The 19342-nt window shown below is 58.8% G+C and carries 17 protein-coding genes; 8 read left to right on the top strand and 9 right to left on the bottom strand.

Annotation, left to right across the window (positions count from 1 at the left end; genetic code table 11):
• Positions 1 to 31: 31 nt before the first annotated feature.
• Both ACSSVV_RS03470 and ACSSVV_RS03465 read right to left on the bottom strand, forming a co-directional pair.
• Positions 32 to 766, bottom strand: coding sequence for a 16S rRNA (uracil(1498)-N(3))-methyltransferase (locus ACSSVV_RS03470; protein WP_011786492.1), 735 nt, complete (start codon positions 764 to 766; stop codon positions 32 to 34).
• Positions 767 to 777: 11 nt separating this feature from the next.
• The gene (locus ACSSVV_RS03465) at positions 778 to 2127 is read right to left on the bottom strand and encodes an adenosylmethionine--8-amino-7-oxononanoate transaminase (RefSeq protein WP_011786491.1); all 1350 of its coding nucleotides are present in this window, start codon (positions 2125 to 2127) and stop codon (positions 778 to 780) included.
• A 199-nt stretch (positions 2128 to 2326) separates the two neighbouring features.
• On the opposite strand from ACSSVV_RS03465, the gene ACSSVV_RS03460 reads away from it, so the two are divergent.
• A complete protein-coding gene (locus tag ACSSVV_RS03460; protein ID WP_023012220.1) occupies positions 2327 to 2815 on the top strand; it encodes a DUF2505 domain-containing protein in 489 nt (162 codons plus the stop codon).
• A gap of 9 nt (positions 2816 to 2824) precedes the next feature.
• On the opposite strand, the gene ACSSVV_RS03455 is transcribed toward ACSSVV_RS03460, so the two are convergent.
• From ACSSVV_RS03455 to ACSSVV_RS03425, 7 genes are all read right to left on the bottom strand, one after another.
• Positions 2825 to 3571, bottom strand: coding sequence for an amino acid ABC transporter ATP-binding protein (locus tag ACSSVV_RS03455; protein ID WP_011786489.1), 747 nt, complete (start codon positions 3569 to 3571; stop codon positions 2825 to 2827).
• Between the two features lie 13 nt (positions 3572 to 3584).
• Positions 3585 to 4256: an amino acid ABC transporter permease gene (locus ACSSVV_RS03450; RefSeq protein ID WP_031210002.1), complete on the bottom strand. Its 672-nt coding sequence runs from the start codon at positions 4254 to 4256 to the stop codon at positions 3585 to 3587.
• A gap of 71 nt (positions 4257 to 4327) precedes the next feature.
• Positions 4328 to 5086 carry a transporter substrate-binding domain-containing protein gene (locus tag ACSSVV_RS03445; protein WP_022992445.1) on the bottom strand — a complete coding sequence of 253 codons (759 nt, stop codon included), beginning with the start codon at positions 5084 to 5086 and terminating at the stop codon, positions 4328 to 4330.
• 205 nt (positions 5087 to 5291) lie between these two features.
• A complete protein-coding gene (gene metF / locus ACSSVV_RS03440) occupies positions 5292 to 6161 on the bottom strand; it encodes a methylenetetrahydrofolate reductase [NAD(P)H] (protein ID WP_022992444.1) in 870 nt (289 codons plus the stop codon).
• 12 nt (positions 6162 to 6173) lie between these two features.
• Positions 6174 to 7568 carry an adenosylhomocysteinase gene (gene ahcY / locus ACSSVV_RS03435; protein ID WP_011786485.1) on the bottom strand — a complete coding sequence of 465 codons (1395 nt, stop codon included), beginning with the start codon at positions 7566 to 7568 and terminating at the stop codon, positions 6174 to 6176.
• Positions 7569 to 7641: 73 nt separating this feature from the next.
• Positions 7642 to 8832, bottom strand: coding sequence for a methionine adenosyltransferase (gene metK, locus ACSSVV_RS03430; RefSeq protein ID WP_023008553.1), 1191 nt, complete (start codon positions 8830 to 8832; stop codon positions 7642 to 7644).
• A 143-nt stretch (positions 8833 to 8975) separates the two neighbouring features.
• The gene (locus ACSSVV_RS03425; RefSeq protein ID WP_022992441.1) at positions 8976 to 9977 is read right to left on the bottom strand and encodes a metalloregulator ArsR/SmtB family transcription factor; all 1002 of its coding nucleotides are present in this window, start codon (positions 9975 to 9977) and stop codon (positions 8976 to 8978) included.
• Between the two features lie 236 nt (positions 9978 to 10213).
• Here ACSSVV_RS03425 and tkt point away from each other — a divergent pair, with 236 nt between their 5' ends.
• The 7 genes from tkt to ACSSVV_RS03390 all read left to right on the top strand — a co-directional run bounded on the left by tkt (position 10214) and on the right by ACSSVV_RS03390 (position 19333).
• A complete protein-coding gene (gene tkt, locus ACSSVV_RS03420) occupies positions 10214 to 12214 on the top strand; it encodes a transketolase (protein ID WP_023012219.1) in 2001 nt (666 codons plus the stop codon).
• Positions 12214 to 13242, top strand: coding sequence for a type I glyceraldehyde-3-phosphate dehydrogenase (locus ACSSVV_RS03415; protein WP_022992439.1), 1029 nt, complete (start codon positions 12214 to 12216; stop codon positions 13240 to 13242). Before tkt ends, ACSSVV_RS03415 begins: the two co-directional genes overlap by 1 nt.
• 92 nt (positions 13243 to 13334) lie before the next feature.
• Entirely contained in the window at positions 13335 to 14495 is a 1161-nt protein-coding gene (locus ACSSVV_RS03410; RefSeq protein ID WP_023012218.1) for a phosphoglycerate kinase, read from the top strand.
• 66 nt (positions 14496 to 14561) lie between these two features.
• The gene (fba, locus tag ACSSVV_RS03405; RefSeq protein ID WP_011786479.1) at positions 14562 to 15626 is read left to right on the top strand and encodes a class II fructose-bisphosphate aldolase; all 1065 of its coding nucleotides are present in this window, start codon (positions 14562 to 14564) and stop codon (positions 15624 to 15626) included.
• A gap of 230 nt (positions 15627 to 15856) precedes the next feature.
• The gene (locus ACSSVV_RS03400) at positions 15857 to 16918 is read left to right on the top strand and encodes a zinc-binding metallopeptidase family protein (RefSeq protein ID WP_023012217.1); all 1062 of its coding nucleotides are present in this window, start codon (positions 15857 to 15859) and stop codon (positions 16916 to 16918) included.
• 14 nt (positions 16919 to 16932) lie between these two features.
• Positions 16933 to 18393: a circularly permuted type 2 ATP-grasp protein gene (locus ACSSVV_RS03395; protein WP_011786477.1), complete on the top strand. Its 1461-nt coding sequence runs from the start codon at positions 16933 to 16935 to the stop codon at positions 18391 to 18393.
• A gap of 1 nt (position 18394) precedes the next feature.
• Positions 18395 to 19333 carry an alpha-E domain-containing protein gene (locus ACSSVV_RS03390; RefSeq protein WP_011786476.1) on the top strand — a complete coding sequence of 313 codons (939 nt, stop codon included), beginning with the start codon at positions 18395 to 18397 and terminating at the stop codon, positions 19331 to 19333.
• Positions 19334 to 19342 lie beyond the last annotated feature (9 nt).

The following is a 19342-nucleotide window of genomic DNA, read 5'->3' as shown; positions in this document are numbered from 1 at the left end:
ACGTGACGCCATGAATAGTCACCCGCCTGTCTCAGGAGCCGATATCCCCCCAGAGCCACTGACACAGGGCGATGGCGGCAACGGGTGCAGTTTCGGTGCGCAGTACCCGGGGGCCCAGGGCAACGGGCAGAAAACCGTTGTCCTCGGCCAGGGCAATTTCTTCAGCGGTCAGGCCGCCTTCGGGGCCGATCATCAGGGCGATGCTGGAGGGCTTTTCGAGGGTGTTCAGGGACCGTTCGGTGCGATGGTGTAGCACCAGGCGCAAGTCACAGGCCCGGGCGTGTTCCAGCCACTGTTGCACGGTCATAACCGGCTGTATTTCCGGAACCCTGGCACGGCCGCACTGTTCGGCGGCGCTGATGGCAACCTGTTGCCAGTGGCGAAGACGCTTGTCTTCCCGGTCGCCTTTGAGTTTGACGTCGCAGCGTTCGGTAGTCAGTGGCACGATTTCGCTCACGCCCATTTCCACCGCTTTTTGTACGGCGTAGTCCATGCGGTCGCCCTTGGACAGGGTCTGTGCCAGTACTACTCTGAGGGAAGATTCTGTTTCGTTTTCAGCGGCTTCCGTGACTGCCACCTGCACGTGTTTCTTTCCGGCTTCGGTAATGGTGGCGTGATAGTCCTGACCGTCACCGTTGAAAAGCAGAAGTGCCTGGCCCGCCTGCATGCGCAGGACCCGCCCCACATGGTTGGCGGCGTTGTCGTCCAGCTGGCACTGGCCGCCGACAGCCAGGGGGCTGTCGGTGAAGATGCGTGGGATTCTCATGGCGGCGGTTCTCAGTCCTTGACCGCGATTTCGATGCCTTCGGTGGCCACCTGAGCCAGATGGCGAATCTGTTCTTCGGTGATCACGTAGGGCGGCATGAAGTACAGCACGTTACCCAGGGGGCGCAGCAAGGCCTGGCGGGTGAGTGAATGCTTATACACTCTGATGCCACGGCGCTCCTGCCAGGGGAACGGGGTTTTGCTGGCTTTGTCTTTAACCATTTCAATGGCCATGGTCATGCCGTGCTGGCGGATGTCGCCCACGTTCGGGTGGTCGGCCAGATGGGCAACGGACTCGGCCATACAGCGGGACAGCTGGCGGTTGTTTTCGATGACGTTCTCATCCCGGAAGATGTCGAGCGTGGCCAGGGCGACGGCGCAGCCGATGGGGTTGCCGGTGTAGCTGTGGCTGTGCAGGAAGGCGCGCATGGTTTCGTAGTCGTCGTAAAAGGCGTTGTAGACGTTGTCGGTGGTGAGCACCACGGACAACGGCAGGTAGCCGGCGGTCAGGCCTTTGGACAGGCACATGAAATCGGGGGTGATACCAGACTGTTCACAGGCGAACAGCGTACCGGTGCGGCCAAAGCCGACGGCAATTTCATCCGCGATCAGGTGCACCCCGTAACGGTCGCAGGCTTCCCGCAGTTTGGTGTGGTAAACCGGGTGGTGCATGCGCATGCCACCGGCGCACTGGATCAACGGCTCCACCACCACAGCGCAGATTTCGTCGTGTTTCTCGGCCAGCAGTTTGTCCATGGCCTCGAACTGGCGCAGGGCGTACTCTTCATCGGTTTCGCCCGGCTCTTTGTTGTAGGCGTCCGGTGAGGGGGCGGTCAGCACTTCCATCAGCAGCGGCTGGTAGGTGTCCTTGTACAGGGCCACGTCGCCCAGGGCCAGCGCGCCCAGGGTTTCGCCATGGTAGCTGTTGCTGAGGTTAACGAAGTTCTTTTTGCCCGGTTTGCCGTGGTTTTTCCAGTAGTGGTAACTCATCTTCAGAGCGGCTTCGATGGCCGAGGAACCATTGTCGGCATAGAAACACTTGTTCAGGCCTTCCGGCGTTACCTCGATCAGCCGCTCCGACAGATTAACCACTGGCTCATGACTGAAACCGGCCAGAATCACATGTTCGAGCTGACCGATCTGTTCCTGAATGGCGGAGTTGATGCGCGGATTGGCGTGGCCGAACAGGTTAACCCACCAGGAGCTGACGGCGTCGATGTAGCGGTTGCCCTCAAAGTCCTCCAGCCAGACACCTTCGCCCCGTTTGATGGGGATCAGGGGCAGGGTTTCGTGGTCTTTCATCTGGGTGCACGGGTGCCACACGGATTTAAGATCCCGTGCGACCAGATCGGCATTGCGCATTGTAGTCTCCTGTCAGCTCCCGGGCCGTTTGTTCGGTTTGTTAAAATCCTCACATGATACTTGCCCGGGCCATCGCTTAACAGCGCCAGAATGTGAACCAATCGGTCTGGCTTGCTTGCCCGGTTTGCTTGCCCGCCCGGCCAATGTTGCCACGCCGGGCGACCGCAACAATAGGGGTAAGACAGGTTCGGAGGTAATCATGGAACTCAATCTGGAGCACCCCTACGAGCGGGGGCTTGATCAGGTGATCGAGCGTTTCTTCGATGAGGCGCATATTCGCAACAAAAACGAGCAACTGGGTGCCCGCAATCTCAAGGTGACCGAGCTGAAAAAGGACGAAATGTCGGCCAAACTGGTGATCGAGCGGGAAATGACCGCCTCGGCACCGGTGCCGGGTGTGCTTTCCGGTTTCCACCGGGAATGGAACCGGGTGCGGCAGGAAGAGCACTGGTTCCGCAAAGACGATGACGAGTGGCACTGCGAGTTTCGGGTGCGCATTGACGGCGTGCCGGCTAAGATCAAGGGCGCGATGCGGCTGTTGGGCAACGGCGACCGTTGTATCAACTACGTGAGCCTGTCGGTGCTGTGCGAGGTGCCGTTTCTGGGCCGGAAGATTGCGAAGTTTCTGGCGGATGACTCCCACGCCAAGATTGAACGTGAGTATGACGTCATCCGCCAGTTGCTTTAAACGCGAGGGTCAGTGAGCCAGTACCCGGGACAGGAATGCCTGGGTGCGCTCATTCTGAGGGTTATCGAACACCTCGTCGGGTTTGCCTTCCTCGACAATCTGGCCTTCGTGAATGTAAATCACCCGGTCGGCCACCTCGCGGGCGAAGCCCATTTCATGGGTGACGACCATCATGGTCATACCTTCTCGGGCCAGCTCCCGCATGACATCCAGCACTTCCCCGATCATTTCCGGGTCCAGCGCTGACGTGGGTTCGTCGAACAGCATCAGCCTGGGCTCCATGGCCAGAGCCCGGGCGATGGCCACCCGCTGTTGCTGGCCGCCGGATAGCTGGCTGGGGTATTTATCGGCCTGGTTGCCGATGCCTACACGTTCCAGCAGGCGTTCGGCGGTGGCGTTGGCAACCACTTCGGCCGTTCTTTTCACCTTCATGGGCGCCAGCATGATGTTCTTTTTCACCGTCAGGTGCGGGAACAGGTTGAACTGCTGGAACACCATGCCCACTTCCTTGCGGATTTCCGCCAGGCTGTTCTGATTCCCGCCTTTCGGGGCCAGAGGGTGGTTATCCACCTCAAGCGACCCGGATTCGTATTCTTCCAGGCCATTCACGCAACGAATCAGGGTAGATTTGCCGGAGCCACTGGCGCCGATGATCACCACCACTTCGCCCTGTTCCACGGTCAGGTCGATATCCTTGAGGACATGCAGTTTGCCGAAGTATTTGTTCATGCCCTTCATTTTTACAATCTGTGTCATTGCTCGGGCTCCTTCAGGCAGACGCGACACCACGGCGCTCAAGCAGCCGCAGGATCAGTGACAGGGACAGCGTAATGGCCAGGTACATGATGGCCACCACAAAATACACCTCGAACGCGGTGAAGGTATTGGCAATGTACACCTGGCCCTGGCGTACCAGTTCGCCCACGCCGATGACCGAGAACAGTGAGGTGTCCTTGATGCTGACGATGGCCTGGTTGCCCAGGGGCGGAATCATGCGTCGGAAGGCCTGGGGCCAGACAATGTTCCAGAAAGTCTGGGAGCGTGACAGGCCCAGAGACAGACCGGCTTCGGTCTGGCCTTTGTCGATGGATTGCACGCCGCCACGGACCACTTCGGAGATATAGGCACCGGAGTTAAGGGCGATCGCGGCAATACCGGCTGTCAGCGGGTCGATCGGGCCGCCAACCAGGTCGGGCAGGCCGTAGAAGATAAACAGCACCTGTACCAGGATGGGGGTGCCGCGGAAAATCTCGATGTAGGCAGTGGCGGGCCAGCGCAAGAACCAATTCTTGTTGATGCTGAGCAGGCCGAACACGATGCCCAGAACAAAACCGATGGCCAGGCCACCGAAGGAAATCATCAGGGTGTAGGGAATACCCTTGGCCAGGTAGGGAATGGAATTGATGGCCGCCTGCCAGTCAAACTGAAACTGGAATTCCACAGTGTGTTTCTCCGTTGGGTTGGGAGGAATCGGCCAGGGCATTGTGTGCCCCGGCCGGTTCGAGTGGCGGGTTACTTGTCTTCAGGCATGGGGCCGAACCATTTTTCATAAATGGTCTTGTAGGTGCCGTCTTCCTTGATTTCTGCCAGGGCCTCGTTAACCGGGCCGACCCATTTACTGCCGTTTTTCAGGGCAATACCGTACTGCTGGCCTTCATACAGGGGGCCTACGGTCTTGACCTTGCCTTTGCCGCGGGTGCTGGCGAAGTAGCCAACATTTGGGGCATCGTAGAAAACCGCATCAACGGCACCGGACATTAGCGCCATGTACATGTCCGAGCTGCCGGGGTACGGCGTTACACCGTCGTTGTCGTCCAGGCTTTTCATCAGGAAGTCATAGCTGGTGCTGCCAATCTTGGTGCCGACTTTCATGCCTTCCAGGTCCGACATTTCATCAACGTCGCCGTTGTTCTGGCTCACCAGGATGCGCAGACCGGAATCGTAGTAAGGATCGGAGAAGTCGACGATTTCCTCGCGCTCATCGGTAATGGTGATGCCGGCGATGGCAATATCCACGTTGCCGGTTTGCAGGGCCGGGATAATGCCGTTGAAATCCATGGTGTTGAGGTCGTAATCAAAGCCTGCACGTTCGGCGACTTCGGCAATGATCTCCATATCGAAACCGATCATTTCTCCGGTTTCCTGATCCATCATTTCAAACGGGACGAAGCTTGGGTCGGTAACCACGCGCAGGGTCTCTGCGCTGACTGAGGTTGCGGCTACAGACAGTGCCATACCAGCACCCAGTGTTTTCAGCCATTTCGTGCTCATGCTTTCTCCTTTCTGTTTTTTTATGCCCCGTCTGCCCGGTAAGGCAGTCTGTGAAAGCACTCTTTGTGACCGTGCATCACAGGGAGCGTTGATGGGGATGCATCAGATACAGTCTAGACTATGGAGACAGGATTTGCAGGAAATCAGGCGGTTATGAAAGGAAAGAGGGGCCGGAGCCCCTCTCTTTACCGGCTGGGAAGGCGTGTCAGAACGCGATTTTCTCCCGGTCGCTGATACCCAGGTTCTTCCAGATGGAAAGGCTGGGTTCAGCCTGGTTCAGGGTATAGAAGTGCAACCCTGGAGCGCCGGCCTTCAGCAGTTTTTCACACATGTCAGTGACCACTTCTTCACCGAACTTGCGGATGCTGTCAGTGTCGTCACCGTAGGCTTCCAGCTGCTTGCGGATCCAGCGCGGGATCTCCGCGCCGCACATGTCCGAGAACCGCACCAGGCTGGAGAAGTTGACGATGGGCATGATGCCCGGCACCACCGGAATGGTGACGCCCATCTGCTCCAGACGGTCGATGAAGTAGAAGTAACTGTCGGCATTAAAGAAGTACTGGGTGATGGCGCTGTTGGCACCGGCCTGTACCTTTCGCGCGAAGTTCTTCAGATCTTCCTCGGCGTTGCGGGCCTGAGGGTGAAACTCCGGGTAAGCGGCCACTTCCAGATTGAAGTGATCGCCGCTGTGCTGCCGTATGAATTCCACCAGTTCATTGGCGTAACGCAGTTCACCGGAAGCGCCCATGCCCGATGGCATATCGCCGCGCAGGGCAACGATCCGGTTGATGCCGTTCTCTTTATACACATCCAGCAGCTCGCCGATTTCCTCACGGGTACCGCCCACGCAGGACAGGTGCGGTGCCGTGGAGATGCCCTGCTGGTGCAGGTTCAGCACCGTCTCGATGGTGCGGTCCCGGGTGGAACCGCCCGCTCCGAAGGTGACCGAGAAGAAGTCCGGGTTCACCTCGGCCAGCTGGTTACGAACCGCTTGCAGCTTCTCCTTGCCCTGATCGGTCTTGGGCGGGAAAAACTCGAAACTGAAGCGGCGTTTGAATTGCTTCTGGGATTCCATGTTCGTTTCCGATTAGTACCTGTAGCTTTCCGGCTTGTACGGGCCTTCGACCGGTACACCGATGTATTTCGCCTGGTCCGGAGTCATCTTGGTGATCACGCCACCAAAACCTTCCACCATGGCGCGGGCCACTTCCTCGTCCAGCTGCTTGGGCAGAACCTGGACGTAAACGCCCTTGGCCTTGGAATCTTCCGGCAGGTCGGCAAACTTGCGCTCGAACAGGTACATCTGCGCCAGCACCTGGTTGGCAAAGGAGCCATCCATGATGCGGGACGGGTGACCTGTGGCGTTGCCAAGGTTTACCAGACGGCCTTCGGACAGCAGGATCAGGTGGTCGTTGCTGGCCTTGTCGCGGTAGATCACGTGCACCTGCGGCTTGACCTCGTCCCACTCCCAGTTTTTGCGCATGTAGGCGGTGTCGATCTCGTTGTCGAAGTGGCCGATGTTGCACACCACGGCACCGCTCTTCAGCGCTTTCAACATGTTGGCGTCACACACGTTGACGTTACCGGTGGTGGTTACCAGCAGGTCGGTGTTGGCCAGCAGATCCTTGTTGATGCCCTGCTCGGTACCGGTGTTCACGCCGTCAATGTACGGAGACACGACTTCAAAACCGTCCATGCACGCCTGCATGGCACAGATCGGATCGGCTTCGGTGACTTTGACGATCATGCCTTCCTGACGCAGGGACAGAGCGGAACCCTTGCCCACGTCGCCGTAGCCGATTACCAGGGCCTTTTTGCCAGACAGCAGGTGGTCGGTGGCACGCTTGATGGCATCATTCAGGCTGTGACGACAACCGTACTTGTTGTCGTTCTTGGACTTGGTCACCGAGTCGTTGACGTTAATCGCCGGGATCTTCAGGGTGCCGTCACGCAGCATTTCCTGCAGGCGGTGTACGCCGGTGGTGGTTTCTTCGGTTACGCCGTGGCACTTGGCAATTACCTGTGGGTATTCCTTGTGCAGCAGCTCGGTCAGGTCGCCGCCGTCGTCCAGGATCATGTTCGGCTCCCAGCCGTCTACGTCCGCACCGACGGTTTTGTGCAGGCACCATTCGTACTCTTCGTCTGTCTCACCTTTCCAGGCAAACACGGGAATGCCTTGCGCCGCGATGGCGGCTGCAGCCTGATCCTGGGTGGAGAAGATGTTGCACGAAGACCAGCGTACGTTAGCGCCCAGCTCGACCAGTGTTTCAATCAACACGGCGGTCTGGATGGTCATGTGGATGCAGCCCATGATGTTGGCGCCTTTCAGCGGCTGCTCCGCTTTGTACTTCTCGCGCAGTTTCATCAGGGCGGGCATTTCGCCTTCGGCGATCTTGATTTCCTTGCGGCCCCAGTCGGCGAGGGTGATGTCGCGGACTTTGTAGTCCTGGAAGTCATTCAATTTTTCGGCCGGAGTGCTCATGGTGTTCTCCTGTCAGTTTGGTTTGGGCGTATTCGGTGAAATGGAATACGCCCAGTTATCCGGAATGGTCTGTTCAGATGCCCGCAGCGTCTTTCAGGGCTGCCGCACGGTCAGTTTTCTCCCACGGGAACGCGGTGAAGGTCTTGCCACCGACGGTCATCTCGTACGGATCACGGCCGAAGTGGCCGTAAGCTGCGGTGGCCCGGTACATCGGGTGCAGCAGGTCGAGCATGTTGGTGATCGCGTACGGACGCAGGTCGAAGTGTGCACGTACCAGATCGATGATCTTGTCGTCGCTGATCTTGCCGGTGCCAAAGGTGTTCAAAGAAATGGAGGTCGGCTGGGCTACACCGATGGCATAGGACACCTGAATCTCGCACTTCTCGGCCAGGCCGGCGGCGACGATGTTCTTGGCGACGTAACGGCCGGCGTAGGCAGCAGAACGGTCAACCTTCGAGGGATCTTTGCCGGAGAAGGCGCCACCACCGTGACGGGCCATGCCGCCGTAGGTATCTACGATGATTTTGCGGCCAGTCAGGCCGCAGTCGCCCACCGGGCCACCGATTACGAACTTGCCGGTCGGGTTGATGTGGAACTGGGTGTCTTTGTGCAGCAGTTCAGCCGGCAGGGTGTGCTTGACGATCAGTTCCATCACCGCTTCTTTCAGGTCGGCCTGGGTGACGTCGGGGTCGTGCTGGGTAGACAGAACCACAGCATCGATACCCACAACCTTGCCGTTCTCGTAGCGGCAGGTGACCTGGCTCTTGGCGTCTGGACGCAGCCACGGCAGCAGGCCGCTCTTGCGGGCTTCGGCCTGGCGCTGAACCAGGCGGTGGGAGAAGGTGATCGGCGCCGGCATCAGCACGTCGGTTTCGTTGCTGGCGTAGCCGAACATCAGTCCCTGGTCGCCTGCGCCCTGGTCTTCCGGCTTCTGGCGGTCAACGCCCTGGGCGATGTCGACGGACTGTTTGCCGATGATGTTGATCACACCACAGGTGTCGCCGTCGTAGCCTACTTCCGAGGAGGTGTAGCCGATGTCTTTGATCACACCGCGTACCAGGTCTTCCAGATCGACCCAGGCGCTGGTGGTGATTTCACCGCCGACGATGGCCACGCCGGTCTTGACCATGGTTTCGCAGGCCACGCGCGCGTGCGGATCGTCGGTCAGGATGGCGTCCAGTACCGCATCGGAAATCTGGTCGGCCAGTTTGTCCGGATGGCCTTCGGAGACCGATTCGGAGGTGAAGATGTTGTAGTCAGACATAGGTGTGCTCCTCTTGAGCGATTGCAAATTCGTACCGGCTCCGTCCTGTTCGACCTACCGGCTGCCTTGGTTGTTGTTAGGGCATACGTAAAACTACCTACACCCATATCAAAAGTTTTTGATATTCCTGTGGCGGCGACTGGTTACGCCGCTTCTGTACTCTTCCAGAATTCTCTTACCTGTACCTGGAACCCGTTGCGCAGGCCTATAAACAGCTGTTCGCCAGCGGTCAGCCCGGCGTCTGCCGCCCAGGAAGTCAGTTCTTCCGGCTCGAAGCCCAGCCACAGGTCGCCGCAGTTTTCTTTGGCCCAGTCCTGGTCGTGACTGCACAGATCACTGACGACCAGACAACCGCCACTGTTCATCAGGGCTGCGGCGTCCAGAAAAATGTCCGCGGGGCTGGGCACATGATGCAGCACCATGTTGGCTACAATCAGGTCAAAGGCGTCGCCCCGCGCCAGCAGGGTGTCGGTCACGCCTTCGATCAGGTCGACGTTGTTCAGGTGTTCCTCTATGCAGGTGCGCGTCGCCTTGGCAAGCATGTCTTTGCTGTTGTCCAGGCCAACCACATGCTGGAACAGCTCCGACAGTACCGGCAGGAACCCGCCTTCACCCGGTCCGATTTCCAGAACGCTCTGCCATGACTGCCTCGCTGCACGCTTGCGAATAAGTTCCGCGGTAGGCTCGGCATACAGGTCAAAGGCAGCAATCAGCTCCTGCTGTTCCCGGAATTGTTCGGAGTGCCGGGAGAAAAAGGCCTGGGACTGTCCCGCCCGCTGCTCTCGTATGGCTTCAATCTTTTCATTAAGGTGCCGGGGCAGGGCAACCCTGTCGACGGTTTCGAAAATTTGGCGGATCGCCTGGTCGGCCAGTTTGTCACTGTCCAGATTCAGCGGGCGACGATAGAAAATGGCATTGCCTTCCCGCTGGGGCTCCAGCAAGCCGGCCTTGTGCATCACTTTCAGGTGATGGCTCATGCCGGACTGGCGCATGTCGAACATCTGGCTCAGCTCCAGCACACCGAAGGTGTCCCGCCGCAGCACCCGCAGGATTTCCAGGCGCAGGGGGTCGCCGCTCGCCTTGAAGATCGGGGCCAGTACGTCCACAGAGGACAATTCGTTCGCATGTGCATTGAGTGAGGTCATGGTTGGCAAGTGTAGGGGCGTTCGGTTGGTCGATCAATAGCCATATCAAAATTTTTTGATATAGATTTATGAGTTCTGTGAAATCAGTCGGTTTGGTGATTTTGTGCCGGCTTCATCGGAAAACCACTACATATGGATTTGCCCCGGCATACCCTAATCGGCGAAAATACGCGCCTTCTTTTTGAGCAGTATTTGCAGCTTGAAGTCTTTTCCTGAAAAACACTGGAGAATTGTCAATGCCGTCCCGTAAAGATCTCGCCAACGCCATTCGCGCGCTGAGCATGGATGCGGTTCAGAAAGCCAAATCCGGCCACCCGGGTGCGCCCATGGGTATGGCGGATATCGCCGAGGTGCTGTGGAACGATTACCTCAGCCACAACCCGGCCAACCCGCATTGGGCCAACCGTGACCGCTTCGTGCTGTCTAACGGCCATGGCTCCATGCTGCAGTATTCCCTGCTGCACCTGAGCGGGTACGACGTCAGCATTGATGACCTGAAGAACTTCCGTCAGCTGCACTCCAAAACACCGGGCCATCCGGAATTCGGTTATACCCCGGGCATCGAGACCACCACCGGCCCGCTGGGGCAGGGCATCGCCAATGCTGTTGGCTTCGCGCTCGCAGAGAAGGCACTGGCTGCTCAGTTCAACCGTCCGGGCCACGACATTGTTGACCACTACACCTATGCGTTCCTGGGCGACGGCTGCCTGATGGAAGGTATCTCCCACGAAGTCGCCTCTCTGGCCGGCACCCTGGGCCTGGGTAAACTGGTGTTCTTCTATGATGACAACGGCATCTCCATTGATGGAGAAGTAGAGGGCTGGTTCACCGACGACACGCCCAAGCGTTTCGAGTCCTACGGCTGGCAGGTTATCCCAAATGTTGATGGTCACGATTCCGATGCCATCCGTGCGGCCATTGAAGCTGCCCGTGCCAACACCGCACAGCCCACCATTATTTGCTGCAAGACCATTATCGGCTTCGGTTCCCCCAACAAGCAGGGCAAGGAAGAGTGTCACGGTGCCCCGCTGGGTGACGATGAAATCGCTCTGACCCGCGAAGCCCTGGGCTGGCAGCACGGCCCGTTCGAGGTGCCGTCCGAGATCTACGCCGCGTGGGATGCCAAAGAAAAAGGCCAGGCTGCACAGAGTGCCTGGGAAGAGAAATTTGCGGCCTATGAGAAGGCCGAGCCGGAACTGGCCGCCGAGTTCAAACGCCGCATGGCGGGTGACCTGCCGGCAGACTTCGCCGAAAAAGCCCAGGCCTATATCCAGGAATGCCAGGACAAGGGCGAGACCGTTGCCTCCCGTAAGGCGTCCCAGAATTCCCTGAACGCCTACGGCCCGCTACTGCCGGAACTGATGGGTGGCTCTGCCGACCTGGCCGGTTCCAACCTGACTATCTGGTCAGGCTGTAAAGGCGTGACCAAGGAAGACGCCTCCGGCAACTACATCTATTACGGTGTGCGCGAATTCGGCATGGCGGCCATCATGAACGGTATCGCTTTGCACGGCGGCTTCGTGCCCTACGGCGCCACCTTCCTGATCTTCATGGAATACTGCCGTAATGCCGTGCGCATGGCCGCACTGATGAAGCAGCGCTCGATCTTTGTCTTTACCCACGATTCCATCGGTCTGGGTGAAGATGGCCCGACCCACCAGCCTATCGAACAGCTGGCCAGCCTGCGCACCACCCCGAACATGAGCACCTGGCGCCCGGCCGACACCGTGGAGTCTGCGGTGGCCTGGAAAGCGGCCCTGGAGCGCAAGGATGGCCCGACGGCCATGGTCTTCTCCCGTCAGGGACTGCCGCACCAGCAGCGTGATGCCGAACAGCTGGCGAATGTGGCCAAGGGTGGTTATGTCCTGTCGGACAGCGAAGGCACGCCGGAGCTGATCCTGATCGCCACTGGCGGTGAAGTGGGCCTGGCCCAGGAGGCTGCAGCCAAGCTGCGAGAGCAGGGTAAAGCGGTGCGTGTTGTATCCATGCCGTCTACCGACGTATTCGATGCCCAGAGCGCCGAGTACAAGCAGCAGGTGCTGCCGCTGGAAGTCACCAACCGCATCGCCATTGAAGCGAGCATTGCGGACTACTGGTACAAGTACGTGGGCCTGGACGGTCGCATCGTTGGCATGACCACCTTTGGTGAATCTGCGCCGGCCGGTGAGTTGTTCAAGGAGTTCGGCTTTACTGTCGACAACATCCTGGAAGTGGCTGACGAACTGCTGGACGCCTGATGACCAACGCAACGCCGTTTCGAATTGCCATCAACGGGTACGGCCGCATCGGCCAGTGCGTGTTGCGGGCCCTTTATGAAAACGGCTATCGCGACCATCTGCAGGTGGTCGCGATCAACGAGTTGTCGGATATCGACACCATAGCCCACCTCACCAAATACGACTCCACCCACGGGCGGTTTCACGGTGAGGTGGCCGTGGATGGCGATAACCTGGTTGTGAACGGCGACCGCATCCGCGTATTGCGTCATCCTGAACCCGAGGAACTGCCCTGGCGACTGCTGGATGTGGATCTGGTGCTGGAATGCTCCGGCGCCTATTCTGACCGGGCCACGGCGGAAAAGCATATTGAAGCCGGTGCCCAGCGCCTGCTGTTTTCCCAGCCGGGCGATCCGGATGTCGACCGCACGGTGGTCTTCGGCATTAACGACGGGGACCTGAACGGTCAGGACGTGATCGTAGCTGCCGGCTCCTGCACCACCAACTGCCTGGTACCGGTCATCAAGGTCCTGGACGATGCCTTTGGCGTAGAGCAGGGCAGCACCACGACGATTCACGCCGCCATGAACGACCAGCCGGTCATCGATGCCTACCACCATCAGGACCTGCGCCGTACCCGAAGTGCCCTGCACAATATTGTGCCCGTGGACACTGGCCTGGCCCGCGGTATCGAGCGTTTGTTGCCTCATATGGAAGGCCGTTTCAGCTCGGTTGCCATGCGCGTGCCAACGCTGAATGTCTCTGCTATAGACATGGTGGTTAACGTGCGTGAGCCGACCGACATAGCCACAGTGAATCAGTTGCTGTGCGGTGCATCCGCTGGCTCATTGAAGGGTATCCTCGGCTATACCGATGAACTGCTGGCCAGTTCTGACTTCAACCATGATTTCCATTCCGGCGTGGTCGATGGCGGGCAGACCCGAGTCACCGGCGGCACCATGGTGAAAGTGTTGTGCTGGTTTGACAACGAGTGGGGCTTTGCCAATCGCATGCTGGATGTCAGCAGAACCTGGTTGAGCAAAACCTGAAGAATATTGTGGGGGCTGATCCCGAAGGGAGTCAGGCTCCAGCCTTAGGCTTAGAATTTGCACCTTTGAACCCATAACTACGGAACCTGATTATGGCCATCAAGAAAATGACTGACCTGAACCTCGCCGGCAAGCGGGTTCTGATTCGTGAAGACCTGAACGTCCCGGTCAAAGACGGCAAAGTATCCAGTGACGCCCGCATCCGCGCCTCGCTGCCCACCATCAAGGCCGCCAAAGACGCCGGTGCCAAAGTCATGCTGATGTCCCACCTGGGCCGCCCGGAAGAAGGCGTGTACGACGAAGCCTCCTCCATGAAACCGGTTGCCGAACACCTGGGCGCCCTGCTGGGCCAGGAAGTCCGCCTGATCAAGGATTATCTGGACGGCGTTGAAGTGGCCGACGGCGAAGTAGTGCTGTTCGAAAACGTTCGCTTCAACAAAGGCGAAAAGAAAGACAACGAGGACCTGGCCAGGCAATACGCCGCCCTGTGCGACATCTATGTGATGGACGCCTTCGGCACCGCCCACCGCGCCCAGGCCTCCACCCACGGTGTGGCCCGATTTGCCCCTGAAGCCTGCGCCGGCCCGCTGCTGGCAGCGGAGCTGGAAGCACTCGGCAAAGCCCTGGATAACCCAGCCAAGCCGGTCGTTGCCATCGTTGGTGGCTCGAAAGTCTCCACCAAGCTGGACGTGCTCAACGCTCTGGAAAAAGTGTGTGACCAGATCATCGTTGGTGGCGGCATCGCCAACACCTTCCTGGCCGCAGCCGGCCACCCGGTAGGCAAGTCCCTGTGCGAACACGACCTGATCGACACTGCCAAAGACATCGCCAGCCGCGTGGAAATCCCGCTGCCGGTTGACGTGGTGGTCGCCAGCGAATTCGCTGAAACCGCCACGGCGACGACCAAAAACATCTCCGACGTCAGCGACGAAGACATGATCCTCGACGTAGGCCCGGAAACCGCCGGCCAGTTCGCTGAACTGCTGAAAAACGCCAAAACCATCCTGTGGAACGGCCCGGTTGGCGTGTTCGAATTCGACCAGTTCGGTAACGGCACCAAGGCACTCGCCCAGGCCATCGCCGAAAGCGACGCCTTCTCCCTGGCCGGTGGCGGCGACACCGTCGCTGCCGTTGACAAATACGGCGTAGCTGACAAGATTTCCTACATCTCCACCGGCGGCGGCGCGTTCCTCGAATTCGTGGAAGGCAAAACCCTGCCGGCAGTAGCCGTGCTGGAAGAGCGTGGTAATTAAGACGCCACTCCAAAATCCAAAACGAACAGAATTCAAACCTCAAAACGTCAACGAAGGAGACAACCCATGGCCCTGATTTCGCTGCGGCAACTTCTGGACCACGCCGCCGAGCATGGTTACGGTGTGCCAGCCTTTAACGTAAACAATCTCGAACAAATGCGCGCCATCATGGAAGCGGCCGACAAAACCGACTCCCCGGTCATTGTCCAGGCCTCCGCCGGTGCCCGCAAATACGCCGGTGCGCCTTTCCTGCGCCACCTGATCCTGGCCGCCATCGAAGAATGGCCGCACATCCCCGTGGTTATGCACCAGGACCACGGCACCAGCCCGGCCGTATGCCAGCGCTCTATCCAGCTTGGCTTCAGCTCCGTGATGATGGACGGCTCCCTGGGTGAAGACGGCAAAACGCCGACCAGCTACGAATACAACGTCGACGTGACCCGTCGTACCGTTGAAATGGCCCACGCCTGTGGTGTCTCCGTAGAAGGTGAGCTGGGCTGCCTGGGCTCCCTCGAAACAGGCCAGGCCGGTGAAGAAGACGGCATTGGCGCCGAAGGCACCCTGGATCACAGCCAGATGCTGACCGATCCGGAAGAAGCCGCTGACTTCGTGCAGAAAACCCAGGTCGACGCTCTGGCTATCGCCATCGGCACCAGCCACGGCGCCTACAAGTTCACCCGTCCGCCTACAGGTGACATCCTGGCCATCGACCAGATCAAAGCCATCCACGCCCGCATCCCGGACACCCACCTGGTCATGCACGGCTCCAGCTCCGTACCTCAGGAGTGGCTGAAAGTGATCAACGAATTCGGTGGCGAGATCCCGGAAACCTACGGTGTACCGGTGGAAGAAATCGTCGAAGGTATCAAGCACGGCGTGCGCAAGGTCAACATCGACACCGACCTGCGCCTGGCCTCTACCGGTGCTGTTCGTCGCTTCATGGCTCAGAACCCGGCGGAATTTGACCCGCGCAAATTCCTCAAGGCCACCATGGTTGCCATGACCGATATCTGTGTCGCCCGCTACGAAGCCTTCGGCTGTGCCGGCCAGGCCAGCAAGATCAAGCCGCTGAACCTCGAACAGATGTTCGAACGTTATGCGGCTGGCGAGCTGGACCCGAAGGTCAAGTAAGACCCGTCTTGAAGCCCCCGACCTCCGGGGGCTTTTTCTGATGGGTGAGCTGAAAGCCCATCGCCCGTGTTGATCCCCGCACTTATCGCTGCAACAAAGAACAGGATGCCGACGGCAAGGGTTGTCGCTTCGAAGATTGGTATTGCTTAACGGCAGATTTTTGCGTTTTGGCCTGGATGGCCAATACTTGAAGGCATGCTCTTGCCGGTAATGGCCAAGGATGCCTTCCAATGAAGCTGTTCCACTGCGGTCGATGTGCCAACCTGCTTTATTTTGAAAACAGTCGCTGTACCCATTGCGGAGCTGACCTGGGCTTTGCCCCGGATGTCATGGATTTGCTGGCGATCGAGCCGGAAGGCGATAACACCTGGGCGACGGTCGCACGTGGTGATCTCTACCGGTTGTGTGACAACTATCAGAATCAGCGAGCCTGTAACTGGCTGATCCCCAAAACCGATCCGCATACCTTCTGTGTTGCCTGTCGCCTGAATCGCACAATCCCGGATCTCAGCATCGAGAAGAACAATGACCTCTGGCGTCGTCTCGAAAAAGAGAAACGGCGGCTTGTGTATTCCGTCTTGCGCCTGGGACTCCCGTGCGAACCCCGGAACGAAGATCAGCTTGGGCTGGCATTCGATTTTCTGGCCGATCAGCCGGCTATGTTTGACGAGCGTGAAAAAGTAACGACAGGCCATGCCAATGGCGTCATTACCATCAACATTGCCGAAGCAGACCCGGTGGAACGCGAGCGGATGCGCAACCAGATGGCCGAGCCGTATCGCACTGTTTTAGGGCATTTTCGCCATGAGTCCGGACACTATTACTGGGATCTGCTTGTCCGGAGTAGCCCGTGGCTTGGCAAATTCCGGGACCTTTTTGGTGATGAGACCAGGGACTACAGGCAAGCGCTGGACCAGCATTACCAATACGGCCCGTCCTCTGACTGGCAAAGCCGATACATCAGCGCCTATGCCAGCAGCCATGCCTGGGAGGACTGGGCAGAGACCTGGGCACATTATCTGCATATGGTGGATACATTGGAAACCGCCTGGCAGCTCGGTCTGCGTGTGAATACCTTGCAGCCCGAGGAAACAAGCGGCGAAACAGGCCCTGCCTTCGACCCCTGCCAGACCGGTGATTTCGATGCGCTGATCAGGCATTGGTTGCCTTTGACGCTTGCGCTCAACAGCCTGAACCGAAGCATGGGGCACGACGACGCCTACCCCTTTGTGCTGGCGCCTGCGGTGGTGGAGAAGCTCCGTCTGGTGCACCAGATCGCTCACGGACGTTAATGAAAGGATCCCGAATGAAAAAGAACAAAGCGATTGACTGGAAAAACTACGATCCCAACGACTTCTACGATGAGCTGATCGCTGCCAAAGGGAAGCCCAGACGAGCCGCGACGGCGATTACCGACTACCTGGGCAATCTCGGGTCCGAGGAGATCCAGGCGCGCCAGCAGGCTGCCGAACTGGCGATACTGGAGATGGGGATCAGTTTCACCATCTACAGCGAGGGCGAGAATATCGACCGGGCCTGGCCTTTCGATATCATTCCCCGGGTGATCTCGCTCCGGGAGTGGGAAAACATTGAACAAGGGCTGGCCCAGCGCCTGACGGCCCTCAACATGTTCATTAACGATATCTACAACGACCAGAATATCGTCAAAGACAAGGTCATTCCCAAGTACGTGTTCGCCAACTCCAAAAACTTCCGCGAGCAGTGCCGTGGTTTTACGCCGCCACTGGGGGTCTGGGCCCACATTTGCGGATCGGATCTGGTGAGGGACAAGGACGGAAAGGTATATGTTCTTGAGGACAACCTGCGGGTTCCTTCCGGTGTTTCCTACATGCTGGAGAATCGCCAACTGACCAAGCGGGTGTTCCCGGAACTGTTCGACAACAACAGTATCCTGCCGGTGGATGACTACACCAACCAGCTGTTCGACATGCTGGCGTCGATTTCTCCAAGGCCCCAGGATCATCCAAGAATTGCGGTACTCACTCCGGGGATTTTCAATTCGGCCTATTTCGAGCACTCGTTCCTGGCGCAACGCATGGGTGCCGAGCTGGTGGAGGGGGCTGATCTCGTCGTTGGTGAAGACGATTGCGTGTACATGCGCACAGTAGAAGGCCTGGAGCGCGTGGACGTGATCTACCGGCGCATTGATGACGACTTTCTGGACCCGGAAGTCTTTCGGGCAGACTCTACCCTGGGCGTGCCGGGCCTGATGCGAGCCTGGCGCAATGGCAAGGTTGGCCTGGCCAATGCGCCCGGTGCCGGAGTGGCCGATGACAAGGTGATCTACGCCTTCGTGCCGGACATGATCCGCTATTACCTCGATGAGGAGCCGATCATCCCGAACGTGCCCACCTATATGTGTGTGAACAAGCAGGACCAGGAGTATGTGCTCGAGCACCTGGACGAGCTGGTGGTCAAACCGGCGAATGAGTCCGGTGGTTACGGCATGCTGGTGGGGCCGCATTCCACCAAGAAGCAGCGCACCGAATTTGCCCGTCTGATCAAGAAGAACCCACGCAACTACATCGCCCAGCCCACGTTGAGTCTGTCTGTCGCTCCCACGCTGTGCGACGAGGGTTTGGCGCCGAGGCACCTGGATCTGCGGCCCTTCGTGCTGCAGGGCGTGCGAACCTACGTTACCGCCGGCGGGCTCACGCGGGTGGCGATGCGCAAGGGCTCCCTGGTGGTGAATTCTTCCCAGGGCGGTGGAAGCAAGGATACCTGGATCGTGGACGAGGAGAATTGATGTGCTGTCACGTGTAGCGGAAAGACTGTACTGGATGGCCCGATACCTTGAGCGGGCCGAGAACAATGCCCGGATGATCATGGCTTTCAATTCCCTAGCATTGGATATGCCCCGGGAGACCCAGCTGTCCTGGAAGGGACTGGTGGCGGTGACGGGCATGGGTGCGCTGTTTGACCAGCACCACCAGAAGGCCGATGAGCGCAACTGTGTGAAGTTTCTGATGGCCGACAGTTACAACCCGAGCTCCATCGCCTCCTGCATCAAGGCTGCCCGGGAGAATGTTCGCACCACCCGGGACCAGGTACCGACCGACGCCTGGGAAGTCATCAATGAACTATATCGTTACATCCAGGAGTACATCGACCAGGGGGTGGGGAAACGCGCGCGATACGATTTCCTGAACGAGATCGTCGGCCGCTGCCAGATGCTCAATGGTTTGCTGGCCGGGTGTATGAGTCACGACGAGGGCTACGACTTCATCCGGGTGGGTCGCAACCTTGAGCGGGCCGACATGGCCACCCGTCAGATTGAAGTGGGAGCTCTGCAGTTCCTCGATGGCTGGGACGGCACGGAAACCTACGGCGGGCTATTGTGGACGAGCGTTCTGCGCTACCAGAGTGCCTTCCAGATGTACCGCCACAACGTGCGGCGCAAGGTCAGCGGGCCTCTGGTGATTCGCTTCCTGTTGCAGAACGAACCCTTCCCGCGCTCGGTGCTACACAGTCTCAGCGAAGTGGCCGGTGCCCTCGGTCGCCTGCCCAGGAACGAGATTCCGCTGCGCACGGCGCTGCAGGCGGTCCGTCACACCCGTGAAGGCGACGTGGATGCGTTGATCCGCAAGGAGGACGTGATCCTGTTCCTGGAGAACCTGCAGCTGGAGATCGGTGAACTTCACGACGACATTGCAGAGACCTGGTTTCCTGTCTACGAGACAGCCTGAAACTCCCAA

It is taken from the genome of Marinobacter sp. MBR-105 (assembly GCF_053628895.1).
The sequence above is the reverse complement of the archived record's forward strand: the minus strand, read 5'-3'. Positions and strand labels throughout refer to the sequence as shown.